This is a genomic window from Dyella sp. PARNA 12/25 (genome assembly GCF_055702865.1).
In genome coordinates, this window is the sequence record NZ_JBVQCI010000001.1 from 251,524 (window position 1) to 267,876 (window position 16,353).

The 16,353-nt window shown below is 63.3% G+C and carries 15 protein-coding genes; 7 read left to right on the top strand and 8 right to left on the bottom strand.

From position 1 onward, the window contains the following. Positions 1-823 precede the first annotated feature (823 nt). Positions 824-2,710, bottom strand: a complete 1,887-nt coding sequence (locus tag AC0GUR_RS01100; RefSeq protein WP_472875615.1) for a DEAD/DEAH box helicase — start codon at positions 2,708-2,710, stop codon at positions 824-826. Positions 2,711-2,829: 119 nt separating this feature from the next. Here AC0GUR_RS01100 and AC0GUR_RS01105 point away from each other — a divergent pair, with 119 nt between their 5' ends. From AC0GUR_RS01105 to rimJ, 3 genes are read left to right on the top strand one after another with little or no spacing between them, the layout of a single operon-like run. Continuing rightward, the gene (locus AC0GUR_RS01105) at positions 2,830-3,579 is read left to right on the top strand and encodes an SDR family NAD(P)-dependent oxidoreductase (RefSeq protein ID WP_472875616.1); all 750 of its coding nucleotides are present in this window, start codon (positions 2,830-2,832) and stop codon (positions 3,577-3,579) included. Between the two features lie 48 nt (positions 3,580-3,627). After that, positions 3,628-4,476, top strand: coding sequence for an S-formylglutathione hydrolase (gene fghA / locus AC0GUR_RS01110; protein WP_472875617.1), 849 nt, complete (start codon positions 3,628-3,630; stop codon positions 4,474-4,476). Then, positions 4,473-5,024 carry a ribosomal protein S5-alanine N-acetyltransferase gene (rimJ, locus tag AC0GUR_RS01115; protein ID WP_472875618.1) on the top strand — a complete coding sequence of 184 codons (552 nt, stop codon included), beginning with the start codon at positions 4,473-4,475 and terminating at the stop codon, positions 5,022-5,024. The genes fghA and rimJ overlap by 4 nt, the downstream gene beginning before the upstream one ends. 37 nt (positions 5,025-5,061) lie before the next feature. Here the strand turns inward: rimJ and AC0GUR_RS01120 are convergent, their stop codons facing one another. From AC0GUR_RS01120 to AC0GUR_RS01130, 3 genes are all read right to left on the bottom strand, one after another. Further along, a complete protein-coding gene (locus AC0GUR_RS01120; protein ID WP_472875619.1) occupies positions 5,062-5,550 on the bottom strand; it encodes a hypothetical protein in 489 nt (162 codons plus the stop codon). 106 nt (positions 5,551-5,656) lie between these two features. Further along, the gene (locus AC0GUR_RS01125) at positions 5,657-6,973 is read right to left on the bottom strand and encodes a DEAD/DEAH box helicase (RefSeq protein WP_472875620.1); all 1,317 of its coding nucleotides are present in this window, start codon (positions 6,971-6,973) and stop codon (positions 5,657-5,659) included. Positions 6,974-7,143: 170 nt separating this feature from the next. Beyond that, the gene (locus tag AC0GUR_RS01130; protein WP_472875621.1) at positions 7,144-7,830 is read right to left on the bottom strand and encodes a methyltransferase domain-containing protein; all 687 of its coding nucleotides are present in this window, start codon (positions 7,828-7,830) and stop codon (positions 7,144-7,146) included. A gap of 164 nt (positions 7,831-7,994) precedes the next feature. Here AC0GUR_RS01130 and AC0GUR_RS01135 point away from each other — a divergent pair, with 164 nt between their 5' ends. Together AC0GUR_RS01135 and AC0GUR_RS01140 are read left to right on the top strand one after the other, a co-directional pair. Beyond that, on the top strand, positions 7,995-9,263 hold the full coding sequence (locus tag AC0GUR_RS01135) for an MFS transporter (protein ID WP_472875622.1): 1,269 nt from the start codon (positions 7,995-7,997) through the stop codon (positions 9,261-9,263). Positions 9,264-9,287: 24 nt separating this feature from the next. Next, positions 9,288-9,773, top strand: coding sequence for an FKBP-type peptidyl-prolyl cis-trans isomerase (locus AC0GUR_RS01140; RefSeq protein WP_472875623.1), 486 nt, complete (start codon positions 9,288-9,290; stop codon positions 9,771-9,773). 555 nt (positions 9,774-10,328) lie between these two features. On the opposite strand, the gene AC0GUR_RS01145 is transcribed toward AC0GUR_RS01140, so the two are convergent. From AC0GUR_RS01145 to AC0GUR_RS01160, 4 genes are all read right to left on the bottom strand, one after another. After that, positions 10,329-10,757, bottom strand: coding sequence for an organic hydroperoxide resistance protein (locus AC0GUR_RS01145; RefSeq protein ID WP_472875624.1), 429 nt, complete (start codon positions 10,755-10,757; stop codon positions 10,329-10,331). A 3-nt stretch (positions 10,758-10,760) separates the two neighbouring features. Continuing rightward, positions 10,761-11,213, bottom strand: a complete 453-nt coding sequence (locus tag AC0GUR_RS01150) for a MarR family winged helix-turn-helix transcriptional regulator (protein ID WP_472875625.1) — start codon at positions 11,211-11,213, stop codon at positions 10,761-10,763. 278 nt (positions 11,214-11,491) lie between these two features. Continuing rightward, entirely contained in the window at positions 11,492-12,064 is a 573-nt protein-coding gene (locus tag AC0GUR_RS01155) for a C40 family peptidase (RefSeq protein WP_472875626.1), read from the bottom strand. A 93-nt stretch (positions 12,065-12,157) separates the two neighbouring features. After that, positions 12,158-13,516 (bottom strand): hypothetical protein, encoded by a 1,359-nt coding sequence (locus tag AC0GUR_RS01160; RefSeq protein ID WP_472875627.1) that lies wholly within the window; start codon positions 13,514-13,516, stop codon positions 12,158-12,160. Between the two features lie 53 nt (positions 13,517-13,569). Between AC0GUR_RS01160 and AC0GUR_RS01165 the strand changes: the two genes are divergently transcribed. Then, positions 13,570-14,829 (top strand): NAD(P)/FAD-dependent oxidoreductase, encoded by a 1,260-nt coding sequence (locus tag AC0GUR_RS01165; protein WP_472875628.1) that lies wholly within the window; start codon positions 13,570-13,572, stop codon positions 14,827-14,829. A 59-nt stretch (positions 14,830-14,888) separates the two neighbouring features. Then, positions 14,889-16,235 (top strand): glutathione-disulfide reductase, encoded by a 1,347-nt coding sequence (gene gorA, locus AC0GUR_RS01170; protein ID WP_472875629.1) that lies wholly within the window; start codon positions 14,889-14,891, stop codon positions 16,233-16,235. Positions 16,236-16,353: the final 118 nt, after the last annotated feature.

Sequence of the window (16,353 nt, forward strand, 5' to 3'; positions counted from 1 at the left end):
AGTCGCTGGAGTGGAACGATGACGGGGCGCTGTATGCCGGGCCACGCTCACGTTAACGCCTTATCTTTGCCGTCATCCCTGCGAAAGCAGGAGGCGCTCTTCAACAGCCGAATGGCTGGTCATCCAGCGACTTGCTCTTGGCCTTAAATGTGGCGCTACCGCCAGCGTGCCGCCTGCGCGGCGGGCGTTTCGATCGTCTGCCGACGACGCAAAGCTAGTCCCCGTGGGACGCTCGAGTCACTTTTCTTTTGCTGGCCCACGCACGCGCAGGAGCGCGTGCGAACGGCGAAGCCGGCCCGAAGGGCGGAGGGCAGGATGCCCGGAGTCAAAGTCCCACGGGGATTAGCTTCGCGTCAAAAGTAACCCAAAGAAAACGGCCTCAAGAGCGGGGTTGCCGTAGCGTCGTGATTAATCCAGACCTTGGCGCAGACGAAGCCCGGATCGTCACGATCGCCCGACACGCGGTATGGCTACTCCGCAACGCGCCGAGGCGAATAGGACTTAAAGCCGCGACTGACTCAGCGACACCGCGCACGGCTTTTCTGTAGGAGCGCACTTGTGCGCGACCGCAACGTTGCATTCTTGCCTAGCGGTAGGGGCATGCCAGAACCGACCAAGGAGGCGTCGACAACGCCCTGCGGTCGCGCGCAAGCGCGCTCCTACAAGGTGACGTTGGTTCTTGGCCTTTTACTCCCCGTCCCCGTGCGGTGACCCGAAGGTAGTCCCTGCGGGGGAGAGGGCTGGGGAGAGGGGCGGGTGCTCGCCTCAACGCCGCATCAAAGCAGTCATCCCGGCATGAGCCGGGATGACGAGTGCAATGCAGTTACTTCCCGCGACGCGGCGGCTTGCTGCCGCCGTGGCCGCCATGCGGGCGCGGCTTGCCGCCACCGTGCTTCTTGAAGCCACCACCACCCGGGCGGTAACCGCCGCCGCCTTGACGACGCGGCGGTGCCTCGCTGGCGCCGCTGTCATTGCCGTCCCATTCCTTGATGCGCAGTTGGTGCTGGCTCACCCACACCTTCTGCAGGTGCTGGAACACCTCCGACGGCATGCCATCGGGCAGGTCGATCAGGCTGTACTCGCCGCGAATGCTCAGTCGGCCGATGTGCCCGCTTTCCAGCCCCGCTTCATTGGCGATGGCGCCGATGATGTTGCCTGGCTTTACGCCGTGCTCGTGGCCCACTTCGACGCGGTAGGTGCGCTTGCCTTCCTCGGTGTGATGGGGACGCACGGGGCGCGGTGTGAAGTCACGCGGTGCGCCATCGCGGTCGTGGTCACGATGCTTGCGCTCGTAGGTGCGACCTTCGTGCTCACCATGCTCGCGACCGCGCTCACGGCCTTGTTCGCGGGGCGTGAATTCACGCTTCGGCGGCGGCGTCAGCAGCAACGGCTGGCTGCCTTGCGCAATGTGAGCGAGCGCGGCGGCCACTTCGATAGCGGGAATGTTGTGTTCCTGCTCGTACTGCTCAATCAGCTGTTGGAACAGATCGAGCCCACCCAGCGCCAGCGTGTCGCTGATGCGTTGCTTGAACTTGGCAATGCGCTGGTCGTTGACGGCTTCCACCGTCGGCAGCTTCATTTCTTCGATGGGCTGGCGGGTGGCGCGCTCGATGGCGCGCAGCATGCCCTTTTCACGTGGCGTGACGAACAGGATGGCTTCGCCGCTGCGACCCGCACGGCCGGTGCGGCCGATGCGGTGCACGTAGCTTTCCGTGTCGTACGGAATGTCGTAGTTCATGACGTGGCTGATGCGCTCCACGTCGAGGCCGCGGGCGGCCACGTCGGTGGCCACGAGAATATCGAGCTTGCCGTCCTTCAATTGCTGGATCACGCGCTCACGTTGCGGCTGTGCAATGTCGCCATTGATCGCAGCGGCAGCGAGGCCGCGCGCCTGCAGCTTTTCGGCGAGTTCCTCGGTCGCCTGCTTGGTGCGGGCGAAGATGATCATCGCGTCGAACGGCTCGGCTTCGAGAATGCGCGTCATCGCGTCGAGCTTGTGCAGGCCGCTGACAAACCAGTAACGCTGGCGGATGTTGGCAGCCGTCGTCGTGGCGGCCTTGATGGTGACCTCCACCGGACTCTTCAGATGCTGCTGCGCGATCTTGCGGATCGGCGGCGGCATAGTGGCGGAGAACAGGGCCACCTGGCGTGTCGGCGGCGTGGCCTCCAGCACCTTTTCCACATCGTCGATGAAGCCCATGCGCAGCATTTCGTCGGCTTCGTCGAGCACCAGGAATTTCAGCTCGGACAGGTCGAGCGTGCCGCGATCCAGATGGTCGATGACGCGACCGGGCGTACCCACCACGATATGCACGCCACGCTTGAGCGAGTGCAGCTGCGGGCCGTAGCTCTGGCCGCCGTAGATCGGCAGCACCTGCAGGCCCGGCAGATGGGCGGCGTAACGCTGGAACGCTTCAGCCACCTGGATGGCCAGTTCGCGCGTGGGCGCCAGCACCAGCGCCTGCGGCTTGCCGGGCTTCAGGTCGAGGCGCGAAAGAATCGGCAGCGCGAACGCGGCGGTTTTGCCGGTACCGGTCTGCGCCTGGCCGAGCACATCGCGGCCTTCGAGCAGCGGCGGAATGGTGGCCGCCTGAATAGGTGACGGCGATTCATAGCCGACGTCGGAAAGCGCGCGCAGCACCTCTGGCTGAAGGCCAAGCGCAGAGAAGCCGACGGCTGCCGGCTGGGAATCGGAAGACGGGGAGGACATGGGGAACCTCGACATGGCATGCACGGCGGCATGCGGGAGAATGGCGCTATTGTAGCAGGCTGACCCGCTTGAACCGGGGCTTTTGTGCCGCCTCATCGCGAATTTACTGAGGAAATGTCATGTCTGGACGTCTTGATGGTCGTGTGGCGCTGGTGACGGGCGCTTCATCGGGTATTGGCGAGGCCACCGCGCTGGCGCTGGCCGAGGCCGGCGCCAAGGTCGCCATTGCGGCGCGCCGACGCGACCGGCTCGAAGCGTTGGCCGCGAAACTGGCGGCGCTAGGCGCTGAGCCGACCGTATTGGAGGCCGATCTGAGCTTGGAAGACGAGGCCAAACGCATCGTTGTCGAGACAGAGGCACGTTACGGCCGCCTGGACATTCTCGTGAATAACGCTGGCGTGATGTACCTCGAGCCGGTCGAAGAGGCGGATCTTGGGCGCTGGCGGCGCATGCTGGAGCTCAATGTGCTCGGCCTTATCGCCTCCACGCAGGCCGCGCTGCCCGGCATGCGCCAGCGGCGTGATGGCCATATCGTCAATATTTCCTCGACCGCCGGGCGCGTTGCGAACCCTAATGCAGCGGCCTATTCAGCCACCAAGTTCGGCGTGGTGGCGTTTTCCGAAGCGCTGCGCCGCGAGGTGTACCAGCACAATATTCGCGTCACTGTGATCGAGCCTGGCGTGGTGGAGACCGAGCTGCGTGATCACATCGGGCACGCCAACACCAAGGACGCCCTCAATGCATGGGCCGGCAGCATGCGCCAGCTGCAATCGGTGGATGTGGCTGACGCCATCGTGTTCTGCGTGTCGCGTCCTTCGCACGTCAACATCAACGAAGTGCTGATGCGTCCCACCGATCAGGAGCGCTAAGGGCAGTCCGCTATCATGGCGGCTTGCGTCCTGACAGGGAGAACGACGATGACAGGGATTGAAACCATCTCCGAGCAACGCTGCCACGGTGGCGTGCAGGGTTTTTATCGTCACCACTCGGAAAGTTGCGGTGGGCCGATGCGGTTTGCGCTTTATCAGCCGCCGCAGGCTGCGAATGAAATCTGTCCGGTGCTTTATTTTCTCGCGGGGCTTACTTGCACCGAAGAAACGGCCACGATCAAGGCGGGCGCGCAGCGCATGGCTGCGGAGCTGGGTCTGATTCTGGTGATGCCTGATACCAGCCCGCGCCAGACCGGGTTTGATGGCGCCACTGGTGACTGGGAGTTTGGCGAAGGCGCGGGTTTCTACGTCGATGCCACGCAGTCGCCGTGGTCGTCGCGTTTTCGCATGCACAGCTACGTCGTCGATGAATTGCCGTCCTTGCTCGCCCGCCATTTCCCAGTCGATACCGGGCACAGCGGCATTACCGGGCATTCGATGGGCGGCCATGGCGCGTTGACCATCGCCTTGCGTCATCCGCAGCGCTATCGCTCGGTATCCGCATTTGCCCCCATCGTGGCGCCGAGTCACGTGCCGTGGGGGCAGAAGGCGTTTTCGCGTTATCTCGGCGAGGATCCTGCCGGCTGGACCCGCTATGACGCATGCGAACTGGTGCGCCATCAGACTTTCAACGGCTCGATCCTGATTGATCAGGGCGAAGCGGATGCCTTTCTTGCTACGCAGCTGAAGCCTGAATTGTTCGACCAGGCCTGTGCCGAGGGTGGGCAGTCGTTGCTGCTGCGTCGGCACGCAGGCTACGACCACAGCTACTACTTCATCACCAGCTTCATTGACGATCATCTGCGCCATCACGCCAGGGCGCTGGGCCGGTTGTGAGCCTGCTGCATCCCATCACTACACCTCGCGCGGTCATTCGGCTGGCTGAGGCGGGTGATGCGTCGCGGTTGCTGCATTATCGCGTGCAGAACCGCGAGCATTTGGCGCCGTGGGAGCCGCTGCGCGAAACCGTCTACTACACGCTGGACCATTGCGCGCAGACGCTGGCTGAGTCGCGCGAAGCGGCGCGCCTTGATCGCGCCTATCCGTTTCTCGCACTGGACTTGGCTGGCAGGGAGATCCTTGCCATCTTCACCTTCTCCAATGTGGTGCGCGGTGCGTTTCAGGCCTGCCATCTCGGCTACAGCATCGCTGCCCGCAGGCAAGGGCAGGGCTTGATGCATGAAGTGCTCGAAGCGGCGTTGCCTTGGGCTTTCCATCAACTCGACATGCATCGCGTGATGGCCAGTTACATGCCACGAAACGAGCGCAGCGGCCGTTTACTGGAGCGTCTTGGGTTTGAGCGCGAGGGCTATGCCAAGGGCTACCTGCAAATCGCCGGAGTGTGGGAAGACCATGTGCTGACATCACGCATCCGCGAGGCGTGAGGTTCACCCGATGATCTACAGCTCAAAAGCGTGTGGCTCAGCTCTTGGTGGTTGCTGCCGGCGCTGGCGCAGCAGGTGACAGCGCGGCGGGGCGCGCGCAACGCGGCGGCATCCATTGGGGATTGCCGGCTATCAGGTCGCAACTCCAGATCAGTGGCGAGCCACTCGCGCCGGCGCTGTTGTCCAGCGGCGTGAGAAGAAACACGGGATCCGGCAACGCGCCGGTGTCCTTGGTAGTGATGGTGATGCGGCCGCTCTCGGAAATATCGACCCGGGATGCGTAGGGGTTCAAAGCCGACTGGGCGTTGAAGGTGAGGTCGCCGGGCTTGAGCTGATTGAGGCCGCCACGTGTGGTCACGGCCTCCATCACCACCAACTTGGCGGCTTCTCCAGCTTGGAGTGCTTCGTCCAGGCGTTCGGATATGCGGCTATTGCGCCACGCGGGGATCGCGATGGCGGCGATCACCGCGACGATGGCGAGCAAGGCAAGGGCGCTGATAAGCGGTACGGACTTTGGGCGCTGCATGCCGGGTCTCCGCAGGGGCGTAGTGATAGCCCTTAATCTTGCGCCGCGCAGATGAGCGTCCGGTTAACGCGGCCTTGCGGCCGCGCGTGTTCCGGAAAACTGCCCGTCAGGCCTTGCTGGCGGCAGGGCGACGGCGGCGTTGGCGCTTGCGGTTGCCTTCGGCGGGGCGTTCGCTGCCACCGTGCCCATGGTTGCCGTTATGCGGACGGTGCGAACCCTGCGGGCGTCCCGGGCGCGGCTGGCGCTGGCCCTGCGCCGGGCGCGGCGCACCGGCATCCAGGCGCAGCGGGTGCGAAGGCTCGAAACCCGGTACATCGCTGATGGCGATGTCCTGCTTGAGCAGCCTGCGGATGTCGCGCAGCAGGCCCGATTCCTCGTGGCTCACCAGCGATACGGCCATACCGTCGGCGCCGGCACGGCCCGTGCGGCCGATGCGGTGCACGTAATCCTCGGCGACCATCGGCAGGTCGTAGTTGATGACGATGGGCAGCTGGTCGATGTCGATGCCGCGGGCAGCGATGTCGGTGGCGACCAGGACCGTGATGCGACCGGTCTTGAAGTCGCTGAGTGCACGCGTGCGCGCGTTCTGGCTCTTGTTGCCGTGGATGGCAGCGGCACGCAGGCCGGCGCCTTCCAGGTAACGCACCAGCTTGTCGGCGCCATGCTTGGTGCGGCTGAACACCAGCGTCTGGCGGCGGCTGTCCTGCGACAGCACATGCAGCAACAGATCACGCTTGTTGGCGGCGTCCACCGGATGCACATGGTGCGTCACCGTGGTGGCGACCGAATTGGGCGGCGTCACCGAGACTTCGCGCGGCTGGTGCATGAACTGCAGCGCGAGCGCCTTGATCGGCGGCGCAAACGTGGCCGAGAACAGCAGTGTCTGGCGCTGGCGCGGCAGGGCGGAGAGGATGCGCTTGAGCGCCGGCAGGAAGCCCATGTCGAGCATGCGGTCGGCTTCGTCCAGCACCAGCACTTCCACGCCCGACAGGTCGAGCGAACGCTGCTGCATGTGGTCGATCAGGCGGCCTGGCGTGGCAATCACGATGTCAACGCCACGACGCAGCGCCTGCATCTGAGGTCCCATGCTCACGCCACCGAAAATGGTGGTGCTGCTGATGCGCAGATGCTTGCCGTAGGCACGCAGGTTGTCGTGCACCTGTGCGGCCAGCTCACGCGTTGGCGTGAGCACCAGCGCGCGCGGGCGACGTGTCATGGTGGCAGGGCCAGTGGATAGGTGCTGCAGCAGCGGCAGCGAAAACGCCGCTGTTTTGCCGGTGCCGGTTTGGGCGGCAGCCAGGAGGTCGCCGCCTTCAAGCACAGCCGGAATGGCAGCAGCCTGAATAGGGGTGGGTTCTGCGTAGCCCTGTTCGGAAAGCGCACGCAACAACGCGGGCGCGAGGCCCAGCGATTCGAAAGACATGAAAATGCTCCAGAGCAACTCGGAGCGTTCGTCGAACCGCGTTGCGATAACTAAAAGGGGAGGGCGGTAGTGAACCGCGCCGAGCAGTATAGCCGAAAGGGCGGCGCTTTGCTGGGGAGGAGTGAATGCAGAGGAGTGAGACGTGGGAGAAAAGCTCCTCGGAGGTACTCTCATTCCTCACTTTTTCCCCTGTTTTCTCGCTTTTCCGCCACGATCAGGTAGCAATCGAAGGGTGTATTGCCATGCAATGAACGGACACTGACTCTGAGGCCGGCGGCCTCCAGCGGTGCGCGCAACTCATCGAGGCTGGGATAGTGTTGTGCCCCCACACGCATCCAGCCGCTCAGGCTGAGAAAGAACTCAGACACCCGCGTGAAGGCGTAGCGCCAACTGCGCTCACGCAAAACGGTGCGCGCCATCAGCAGGCCGCCGGGAGGCAGGTGGGCCATAGCGTTTTCCAGCATGGCGCGCTGACCCGTGGCGGGCAGGTAGTGCAGTACATCGAGCAGGGCGACATGGCCCTGTAGGGGCTGCCGGATGAGACCGTCGACCTGACGCAAGGGCAGCGCTTGTTCCAGCCCGGCGAGGCGAATGGCTCGCTGGCCCGCCTCAATCTTGCGCGGATCATTGTCGATGCCGAGATAGCCGGTGATAACGCCGCGCGCATGCAGGTATTGCCCGAGCAAGCCTATGCCACAACCGATATCGAGCAAGGGCATGGGTCGGCTTTCGATCAGTTCGGCGGTCGCTGCGTAGGCGGGGTCGGTGGACAACTTGCCTTTGGCATAGCGGCGCTGGAACCAGTGATCGTACGAATCGGCGATGCGGTATAGCGCGGAGTCATCCATGGGGGACATGTCAGGCGAATCCGTGACTGCTTATCGTGAAGATCAGTGTGCACTCGTGTGGGTGCCGGCGCCATATCCTGCGATATCTGCTCTTGCGCTGGCTCAAACATGATGGTTCGCTTGGCGCCCTGCGTGCCGCAAGGGGGCGGCGCGATCATCCTGTGGGAGTTGCCATGTCGTTGTTCGCACCGCTGCGAGAGCTCACCACTACCCAGCGCCACACGGTGCTTGCCAGCTTTCTCGGCTGGACACTGGATGCATTCGACTACTTTCTGCTCACGTTTGTGATCCTTGCCATCGCGAAGGAATTCAACGTCGGTAAGGAAGAAGTCACTTTCGGTTTGTTCCTCACCCTGGCCGCGCGACCACTGGGTGCCTTGCTGTTTGGACGGCTGGCTGACCGCTACGGCAGGCGCCCGATCCTGATGCTCGACGTCATTCTCTTCTCGTTGTTCGAGCTGGCGACGGCGTTTTCCACCTCACTCACCATGTTGCTGGTGTTGCGATTCTTTTTCGGCATTGCGATGGGTGGCGAGTGGGGCATCGGTGCCTCGTTGGCCATGGAGTCGATTCCGCCGAAGGCGCGAGGCCTGGTGTCGGGACTGCTGCAGAGTGGGTATCCCTGCGGCTTCTTTCTCGGCGCACTGGTGAACTGGTTGCTGGTGGACCACATCGGCTGGCGTGGCCTGTTCGTGGTCGGCGCACTGCCTGCGCTTCTCGTGCTCTATATCCGCCGCACCGTGCCCGAGTCCGAAGTGTGGCAACAAGGGCAGAAGGCAGCGGTGAAGAAGGGGTTGCTCGAATCCATGCGCGGACGCTGGAAGCTGGCCATTTATCTGATGCTGCTGATGATGGCGTTCAACATGTTCAGCCATGGCTCGCAGGACCTGTACCACACCTTCGAAGAGGAGAGCCTGCATCTGCCCACCGGGTCGGGCGCCGCGTTCATGCTGGTAGCCATGCTCAATCTTGGGGCGCTGGTGGGCGGCTTGTTCTTCGGTGCGGCGTCGGAGCGCATGGGGCGCCGTCGCGCCATCATCACCGCCGCACTGCTGGCGATCCCGGTGGTTCCGTTGTGGACCCACGGTGGCTCGCTGTGGGCGCTGGCGCTGGGTGCCTTCCTGGTCCAGGTGATGGTGCAGGGCGCCTGGGGCGTGGTGCCCACCCACCTGAACGAGCTGTCGCCCGACGAAGTGCGCGGCACCCTGCCGGGCTTTGCCTACCAGACTGGCAACCTCTTGGCGGCGGTAACCGCCAACGCTCAGCTGTGGATCGCCAAGTGGCACGGGGGCGACCTGGCTTTCGCCATGTCGACCTGGATCGCCGGCGTTGCACTGTTGCTGGCCCTGCTGGCCTGGCTGGGGCCGGAAGCCCATGGGGTGCGCTTTGGCAAACTCCGGGCCAGCACGGGCGGGCAACCCGACAGGCTGCTAGAATCCTAGGTTTGATCCATCACGAGACATGCAATGAAGGCTGGCAAGGACAAGGTCATCTCGCTCCACTACACGCTGACGGTGGACGGTGAAAAGGTCGAGAGCTCCCTCGATCGCAACGAACCGCTGTGGGTGCTGCTGGGCCATGGCCAGCTGATCCCCGGCCTGGAGAAGGCGCTGGAAGGTCACGAGGCCGGTGAAAAGCTGCAGGCCGAAATCATTCCGACGGAAGGCTACGGCGAGCGTCAGGATGGCATGACCCAGCGCGTGCCGAAGAAGTACTTCCAGCAGGCTGCCAAGCTGAAGCCGGGCATGACCACCGTGCTGGCGCTGAAGGAAGGCGGCCACCGCGTTGTGGTGGTGCACAAGGTGGGTATGTCCACGGTCGACGTGGATCTGAACCATCCGATGGCAGGCAAAACGCTGACGTTTGATGTGACGGTCAATGAAGTGCGTGACGGTACCGAGGAAGAGATTGCGCACGGTCATGCGCATCCGCCGGGTGCTGAGGCGCATTGATCGTTTGCCCTCACTTTGTTGAGGGGGATGATTGAGAAGCCGCTCCGTTTGGGGCGGCTTTTTTCTTTGGGGGCGGTTCTTGTTCTGGAGATGGCAGGGGGCAGTGCGTGACGTGCTTTTGCTCCCTCGCCCCTTCGGAGGGGCAGAGTCTCGGTACTTGGTTGTCGCGATAAGGAGACCGTGCTCGCCTGCGGCGGGCTTCCGAACCGCTTGCGCGGTCCGGGTCACTTTTCCTGAGTGGCCAGAGAGAAGTAACCAAAAGAGAGGCCACCCTGCGGGCTATTCCTCCACCCGCCCGCCGTGCCATAGGGGCCCGGACGTCAAGAGCGAAAAGCAAAGGGCAAAAGCCGCCCTGTAGGAGCGCACTCGTGCGCGACCGCAGAGCGTTGTCGTTACCTCATGGGTTGTCTTTCGCGTGTACCTATCACCGGGCAAGCCCCCTACGCTGCGGTCGCGCACGAGTGCGCTCCTACAGAAAAGCCAAAGTAACTCGTACTTCAGAAACAACAGCGGCGCCCAAAGAGCGCCGCTGCCGTTTCTAACTGACGTCAGCCATCACACCAACGTAATCTGCACATCCACATTCCCACGCGTCGCATGCGAGTACGGGCAAATATCGCGATGCGCCACATCCACCAACTCCTGCGCCACCGCACGGTCGATACCAGGCAAGCTCACATCCAACTTCACCGCGATGCCAAAACCAGTCGGCTCACGCGGACCAATACCCACATGTGCCGTCACCGAAGCGCTCTTCAGCGCGACATTCTGCTGGCGAGCCACAAAACGCACCGCGCCCTCAAAGCAAGCCGCATAGCCCGCGGCAAAGAGTTGCTCCGGATTGCTGCCGGCGCCGCCCGGGCCACCCAGGCCCTTGGGCACAACCAACTGCAGGTCCAGCACGCCATCGTCGCTCTTGGCGTGACCTTCGCGGCCGCCGGTCACGGTGGCATTGGCGGTGTAGAGAATCTTGCTGATGTTCATGGGTCAGTCCTCAGTGGGGGAGAGTTGCCGAGTGAGTTGCTTCAGTTCATCGCGCAGCGTTTGCATCTGATCGAGTGACAGCTGCAGGCACTGCGCCATGCATTTCGGTACATCCTCAGCCTGGTCGCGCAGGGCCAGACCGGCTTCGGTGAGGCGGATGTCCACTTCGCGTTCGTCTTCCTTGCGGCGTTGCCGGCTGACCAAACCTGCAGCCTGCAAGCGCTTGAGCAGCGGCGTCAGCGTCCCCGAATCCAGCTGCAGGCGCTGGCCCAGTTCGCGGACGGTGAGGCCGTCCTGCTCCCAAAGCACCAGCATCACCAGGTATTGCGGGTAGGTCAGCCCCAGGGGCTCCAGCAGTGGCCGGTACAGGCCGGTGACAGAGCGCGAGGCGGCATACAGCGCAAAGCAGAGTTGCTGGTCCAGCAGCAGGTGGTCGGGGGTGGGCTTCCGTTTCATGGGGTAAATCGTAAGTGCAAAATTAGATTGTGTACAATTCAATTTTTCGATGGAAGCCATAGGCGGCGCCTAAAGGCGACGGGGCAGGGGCCATTCGTTGCCCGGAAGGATGCGGAGCATGTGCCGGGATGGGTGAAACCCCGGTCGTCACCTTGCCGATGTAGGAGCGCACTTGTGCGACCGGGCCTCCAGCGTGGCGGAGACCCTGACTGCCCCGGTCGCGCGCAAGCGCGCTCCTACAGAAGAAGGAGGCAGGTAGCGGGGGTACGGTGGAGCTCTTAGTCGAGCAGACGCTTGCCGTAGGCGAAGTGATCGCGCCAGTAGGGGCCGTCGATATCGTCGAGGCGCACGGTGCCGCCGCTGTTGGGGGCGTGTACGAAGCGGCCCTTGCCCACATAGACGCCGACGTGGCTGATGCCGCCGCCACCGCCAAAGAACACCAGGTCGCCGCTCACCAGGTCACTCATCTGGCGCACTTGCTCGCCGCTCAGCTGGGACATTTCGCGGGAGCTGTGGGGCAGGGTCAGGCCGGCGGCGTTGCGATAGATGTAATCGACCAGCCCGCTGCAATCGAAGCCGCTATCAGGTGTATTGCCACCCCAGCGATAGGGCGTGCCCACCAGGGCGATGGCGCGGAACAGCACGTCGTTGGCCGTGCCAGTGGCGCCCGATGGCCCCCGGGCCGGCAGGTTGGCAAGGGAGGAGCGGGAGTCTTTGTAAGTGGCCTCCGGCCGGCGTGCGTTGCTCGCGCAAGCCGCCAATAGCAGGATCGCCGCCCCCAATAACGCGCATCGTGCCACCCGCCAGGGTGTAGCCAAGCGCAAGCGTGGTTCGGCGGGGTCCAGGCACATCACGCATCCCCTCGGGCATGAGACGCGCTCGAGGTTAGCAAATCAATGGCTTGGAAGATAGTTTTAAGTGCTTACTGGAGCAGGGCTCAGCCTTCATGAGCCTGGCTTATCCACCGTGAGGGTGCGCTGGCTGACCTTGCGCCCATCTCGGTCCCAGGCGGTGATCTTGTAGTCGCCGGGCCACAGATACAGCGTGTTGATGCTGTTGTCGGTGAGGAACACGTAGCGGTCGGCCGGTATGGCGTCGTCGCTTTCGTTGGCAAAGCGCGCCTCGACTACGCAGGGCAGCTGCCGCTGGCACATTTCGCTGGAGATCACGCGAGTCTCTCGGGCGCCGCCCAGGCTCAGCCAATGGGGGCGCCGCTGGTGGCCGGAGGGCGGCAGGATGACATCGACATCGTGTCGAACCGGATCGGAGGCCCACACGCTGCCGGTCTGGCGACTGATCAGCACTGACGGGCCCTGCACGGGAAAGAGGGCGGAGAGCTGGTTGTAGAGATCCGTCTTGGGCATGGGGCCGATGTCGCGCCAGCGGGTCTGGTCGATGGACAACGGATCGAACCCCGTCAGCAGTTTGAGCTGCATGGCCATCGGCTTGATGGTGCCGCCAAGGTTGCCTGGCGCTTTGTCGATATGGGCATAGCCGGCATGCACGAACAGACGTGCCTTCGGGTCGTTGGCAAACACCTGGCGATAAAGCAGGTTGGCCTGGCCTGCTTCACGGTCCGCCAGTGCGTCGGCGTCTGATTCATAACCCACGACCTTGAAGCCGAGCCGTAAGGCCTCGCGAATGATCTGACCATAGAGCGGTTCGTGCAGGTATTCGCTGCCGGTGGTGTTGATGGCGTAGCCGCGCTTCATTAACTCCTTGTCGGTGTTGCCCAGCGCTTCGGCGGCAAAGTAGGTGAAGCCCTCCGCGCGCAGCTTGGGCAGTAGCGCCAGTGTCAATTCGCGCGTGTGAGCATCGTGGTGCGCCTCGTTGATCATCACAATCCGCCGATCGGTCGCGAGCTTGGCGATTTCGTCCGCGGCGTTGGCCATCTGCCAGTCGGCGGGATTGGGCAACGTAATAGGCGTTTGTACGCGGTTATCAAATGGAAAATCGTTGATGGCCTCGTCGTAAAGGCCGAGTTCGTCTTCGACGGTCGACATGAGCTGCTGGTCGATCAGGCGATCTTCCTTGGTCAGCTGCGTCATAACATCACGCAGGTACCAGTAGCGCGCCAGGTCGTTCTTGATGTGCGCAGTTTCGGAGAACAGATCTCGCGATACTTTGGTGCCGGACGATGCGGTGGCCGGTGCTTCCTGCGGCGGTTGTTGTGTAGCTTGCTGCTTTTGCTGTTGATCCCCCGCGAGCAGCGGCGGCGCGAAAGCGATGGCTGCCGCGACCAGGGTCGCGTAACGCCATACGAGCATCATCCTGTTGCCGGACTTCACTTCTGACGTATCCATCGCTCAGATCCCACGGGGTTAGGGTCGGGCAATTGCGACGCTACAATAACCGGATGGATGCTTCACGCAGCGATGTGTTGATTCTCGGCGGCGGCGTTGTCGGCCTGGCCTGTGCGTACTATCTGCTGAAGTCCGGGGTTACCGTGCGAATTTTGGAGCAGGGTACCCCGGGTTGCGGCAGTTCGCACGGGAATTGTGGAACGATCACCCCCAGCCATGCCGCCCCCCTGACCATGCCGGGCACGCTGGGCGTGGCCTTGCGCTCGATACTTCGCGCCGACGCCCCGCTTTACCTCAACCCCCGCTTCGATGGCCCGCGTCTGCGCTGGCTGCTCGGCTTTGCGCGGCATTGCAATTGGCGAGACTTTGAGCGCGCGGCACAGGCTCGTTCGGCCATCCTGCAACGGTCGCGGGCACTACTGGCGACGCTGGTGCATGACGAACAGTTCGACTGCGAGTTTGGGCAGGAGGGCGAGCTGTATGTCTATCGCACCGAGCAGGCCCTGAAAGCCGATGAAGTCCATCACGCGCAGGTTCTCGACAGCCTTGGCGTGGTGGTGGAGCGACTGCGTGGCGAGGAGGTGGAAGCGCGCGAGCCGGCATTGAAGCCGGGCGTGGCGGGCGGGCTGTTTCACCCGGGCGATGCACGCCTTCGGCCAGATCGTTACGTCGCCGAGTTGGCTCGTCGTGTCACCGAACTGGGTGGTGTCATCGAAACGGGTGCGCGCATCGAGCAGTTCGGCACACAGCATGGACGCATTGATCATGTGCGCACCACGCGTGGTGTGTTCCATGCCGATCGTGTAGTGATGGCGCTGGGCGCCTGGTCACCGCTGACCGCGTCGTTGTTGGATATTCGTTTGCCCATGCAGCCAGGCAAGGGTTACTCGCTGACCTATACGCGCCCGTCGCTGGTGCCGCGACATGCGCTGGTACTGCGCGAGGCGGCGGTGTGCGTGACGACTTGGGAAAGCGGGTTCCGCCTGGGCAGCACCATGGAGTTTTCCGGTTATGCCGAAGGACTCAATCGCACCCGTCTCGACGCGCTGCGTCGTGGCGCGGCCGAAGGCTTACATGTAGCTGAAGGGCCGCAGTTATTGGAGGAGTGGTGGGGCTGGCGGCCGATGAGCGTGGATGAGGTGCCGATCATCGGTCCGAGTACGCGCTGGTCCAACCTGACCTTGGCCACAGCACACGGCATGCTGGGAGTCAGCATGTCGGCGGCGACGGGCGAACTGGTGGCATCCCTGTTGAGTGACACCACGCCGGCTATCGATCCAGCACCTTACGCACCAGCGCGCTTTGGCGCGTGATCTTTATGCGGCCTGCTCAGCCATTTACTTAATGTGGCGGGCAGAGATAGGAGATGTGCATGGCTGAAAGCTTCGATCTGATCGTGCTGGGCGGTGGTTCCGGTGGATTGGCCACGGCGTTTCGCGCGGCGCGCCACGGTGCGCGTGTCGCGCTGCTTGAACCTGGAGCCATGGGTGGCACCTGCGTGAACGTAGGTTGCGTGCCCAAGAAAGCGCTGTGGTTTGCAGCGCAGCTGGCACAGCAGCAGAGCCTGGCGCTCGATTACGGGTTTGCTTCCACGCCCGGATCGCTGGACTGGGAGCACTTTCGCCAGCTACGCCAAAACTATATTGACGGCATCCGCCAGCGCTACGACACACGCTTGTCCGATGCAGGCATCCAGGTGTTTGCCGAAACGGGTCGGTTTGTCTCCGCAGATACCATCGCCACTTCCTGTGGCGACGAGCTGCGCGCTACCCAGATCGTCATCGCCACAGGCGGACGTCCGCGCCGCATCGACGTACCCGGCTTCGAGCTGGGGATGGTGTCCGACGACATCTTTGCTTTGCGAAGCTTGCCTCGCCGCATCGCGGTGATCGGCGGCAGCTACATTGCGGTGGAGTTCGCGGGGCTGTTGAACGCGCTGGGTAGCGATGTGACCCTGCATGTACGCAGTCACCTGCTTACCGGCTTCGATGCCGAGCTGGTGAATGAGCTGGAAATGCACATGCAGGAGCAGGGCATTGAAGTGCGTCATGGACTACAGGTGAGCGGGCTGCGACGCGAAGGCGACGCCGTCATGATCGACGATGCCGTACAAGGGGCGTATGGCCCTTACGATGCGGTGCTGTGGGCCATTGGCCGCGTACCCAATAGCGATCGTCTGGATCTGGATGCCGCCGGTGTCGCGGTAGACGGCGAAGGACACGTGATCTCCGACGGCTCGCAGAACAGCAACGTACCTGGCATCTGTGCCGTGGGTGATGTCACCGGGCGCGTCGAACTGACGCCCGTGGCGGTCGCTGCTGGTCGTCGACTGGCGGACCGGTTGTTTGGTGGGCAACCGGATAGTCGACTCGATTACAGCAACATCCCCAGCGTAGTCTTTGCCGAACCACCACTGGCGACGGTGGGGCTTACTGAAGCCCAGGCTCGCGAAATCCACGGTGATCAGCTGCGCATCTATCGCAGCCGCTTCAAGCCGCTGCAGTACGCGGTGGCGGGCAAGACATCGAAGACCCTGATGAAAGTGCTCTGTGTCGGCGACGACGAGCGCGTGGTCGGCATGCATGTGCTGGGCCCCGGGGCGGACGAGATGCTGCAGGGCTTTGCGGTTGCGATGACGATGGGCTTGCGCAAGCGCGACCTCGAAGCCACCGTCGCCATTCATCCCACCTCGGCCGAGGAGCTGGTGCTGATCGGCTGATGCGAGGAGGCAAAAGCTAGAAGTGAGTGAAGAGGAGTGAGAAGTGAGAGAAAAGCGGGGCGCCAGCTCTCTCTCGCTTCTCACTCCTCTTTACTCACTCCTGCTCTAAACTCAGCGC

Bases quoted from the DNA above. Each gene is read 5' to 3' on its own strand.
- AC0GUR_RS01130 (WP_472875621.1), bottom strand. From the start codon at position 7,830: ATGTCCCCCATGGATGACTCCGCGCTATACCGCATCGCCGATTCGTAC.
- AC0GUR_RS01155 (WP_472875626.1), bottom strand. From the start codon at position 12,064: ATGTGCCTGGACCCCGCCGAACCACGCTTGCGCTTGGCTACACCCTGG.
- AC0GUR_RS01105 (WP_472875616.1), top strand. From the start codon at position 2,830: ATGTCTGGACGTCTTGATGGTCGTGTGGCGCTGGTGACGGGCGCTTCA.
- AC0GUR_RS01150 (WP_472875625.1), bottom strand. From the start codon at position 11,213: ATGAAACGGAAGCCCACCCCCGACCACCTGCTGCTGGACCAGCAACTC.
- gorA (WP_472875629.1), top strand. From the start codon at position 14,889: ATGGCTGAAAGCTTCGATCTGATCGTGCTGGGCGGTGGTTCCGGTGGA.
- AC0GUR_RS01135 (WP_472875622.1), top strand. From the start codon at position 7,995: ATGTCGTTGTTCGCACCGCTGCGAGAGCTCACCACTACCCAGCGCCAC.
- AC0GUR_RS01160 (WP_472875627.1), bottom strand. From the start codon at position 13,516: ATGGATACGTCAGAAGTGAAGTCCGGCAACAGGATGATGCTCGTATGG.
- AC0GUR_RS01145 (WP_472875624.1), bottom strand. From the start codon at position 10,757: ATGAACATCAGCAAGATTCTCTACACCGCCAATGCCACCGTGACCGGC.
- AC0GUR_RS01165 (WP_472875628.1), top strand. From the start codon at position 13,570: ATGGATGCTTCACGCAGCGATGTGTTGATTCTCGGCGGCGGCGTTGTC.
- fghA (WP_472875617.1), top strand. From the start codon at position 3,628: ATGACAGGGATTGAAACCATCTCCGAGCAACGCTGCCACGGTGGCGTG.
- AC0GUR_RS01120 (WP_472875619.1), bottom strand. From the start codon at position 5,550: ATGCAGCGCCCAAAGTCCGTACCGCTTATCAGCGCCCTTGCCTTGCTC.
- AC0GUR_RS01140 (WP_472875623.1), top strand. From the start codon at position 9,288: ATGAAGGCTGGCAAGGACAAGGTCATCTCGCTCCACTACACGCTGACG.
- AC0GUR_RS01125 (WP_472875620.1), bottom strand. From the start codon at position 6,973: ATGTCTTTCGAATCGCTGGGCCTCGCGCCCGCGTTGTTGCGTGCGCTT.
- AC0GUR_RS01100 (WP_472875615.1), bottom strand. From the start codon at position 2,710: ATGTCCTCCCCGTCTTCCGATTCCCAGCCGGCAGCCGTCGGCTTCTCT.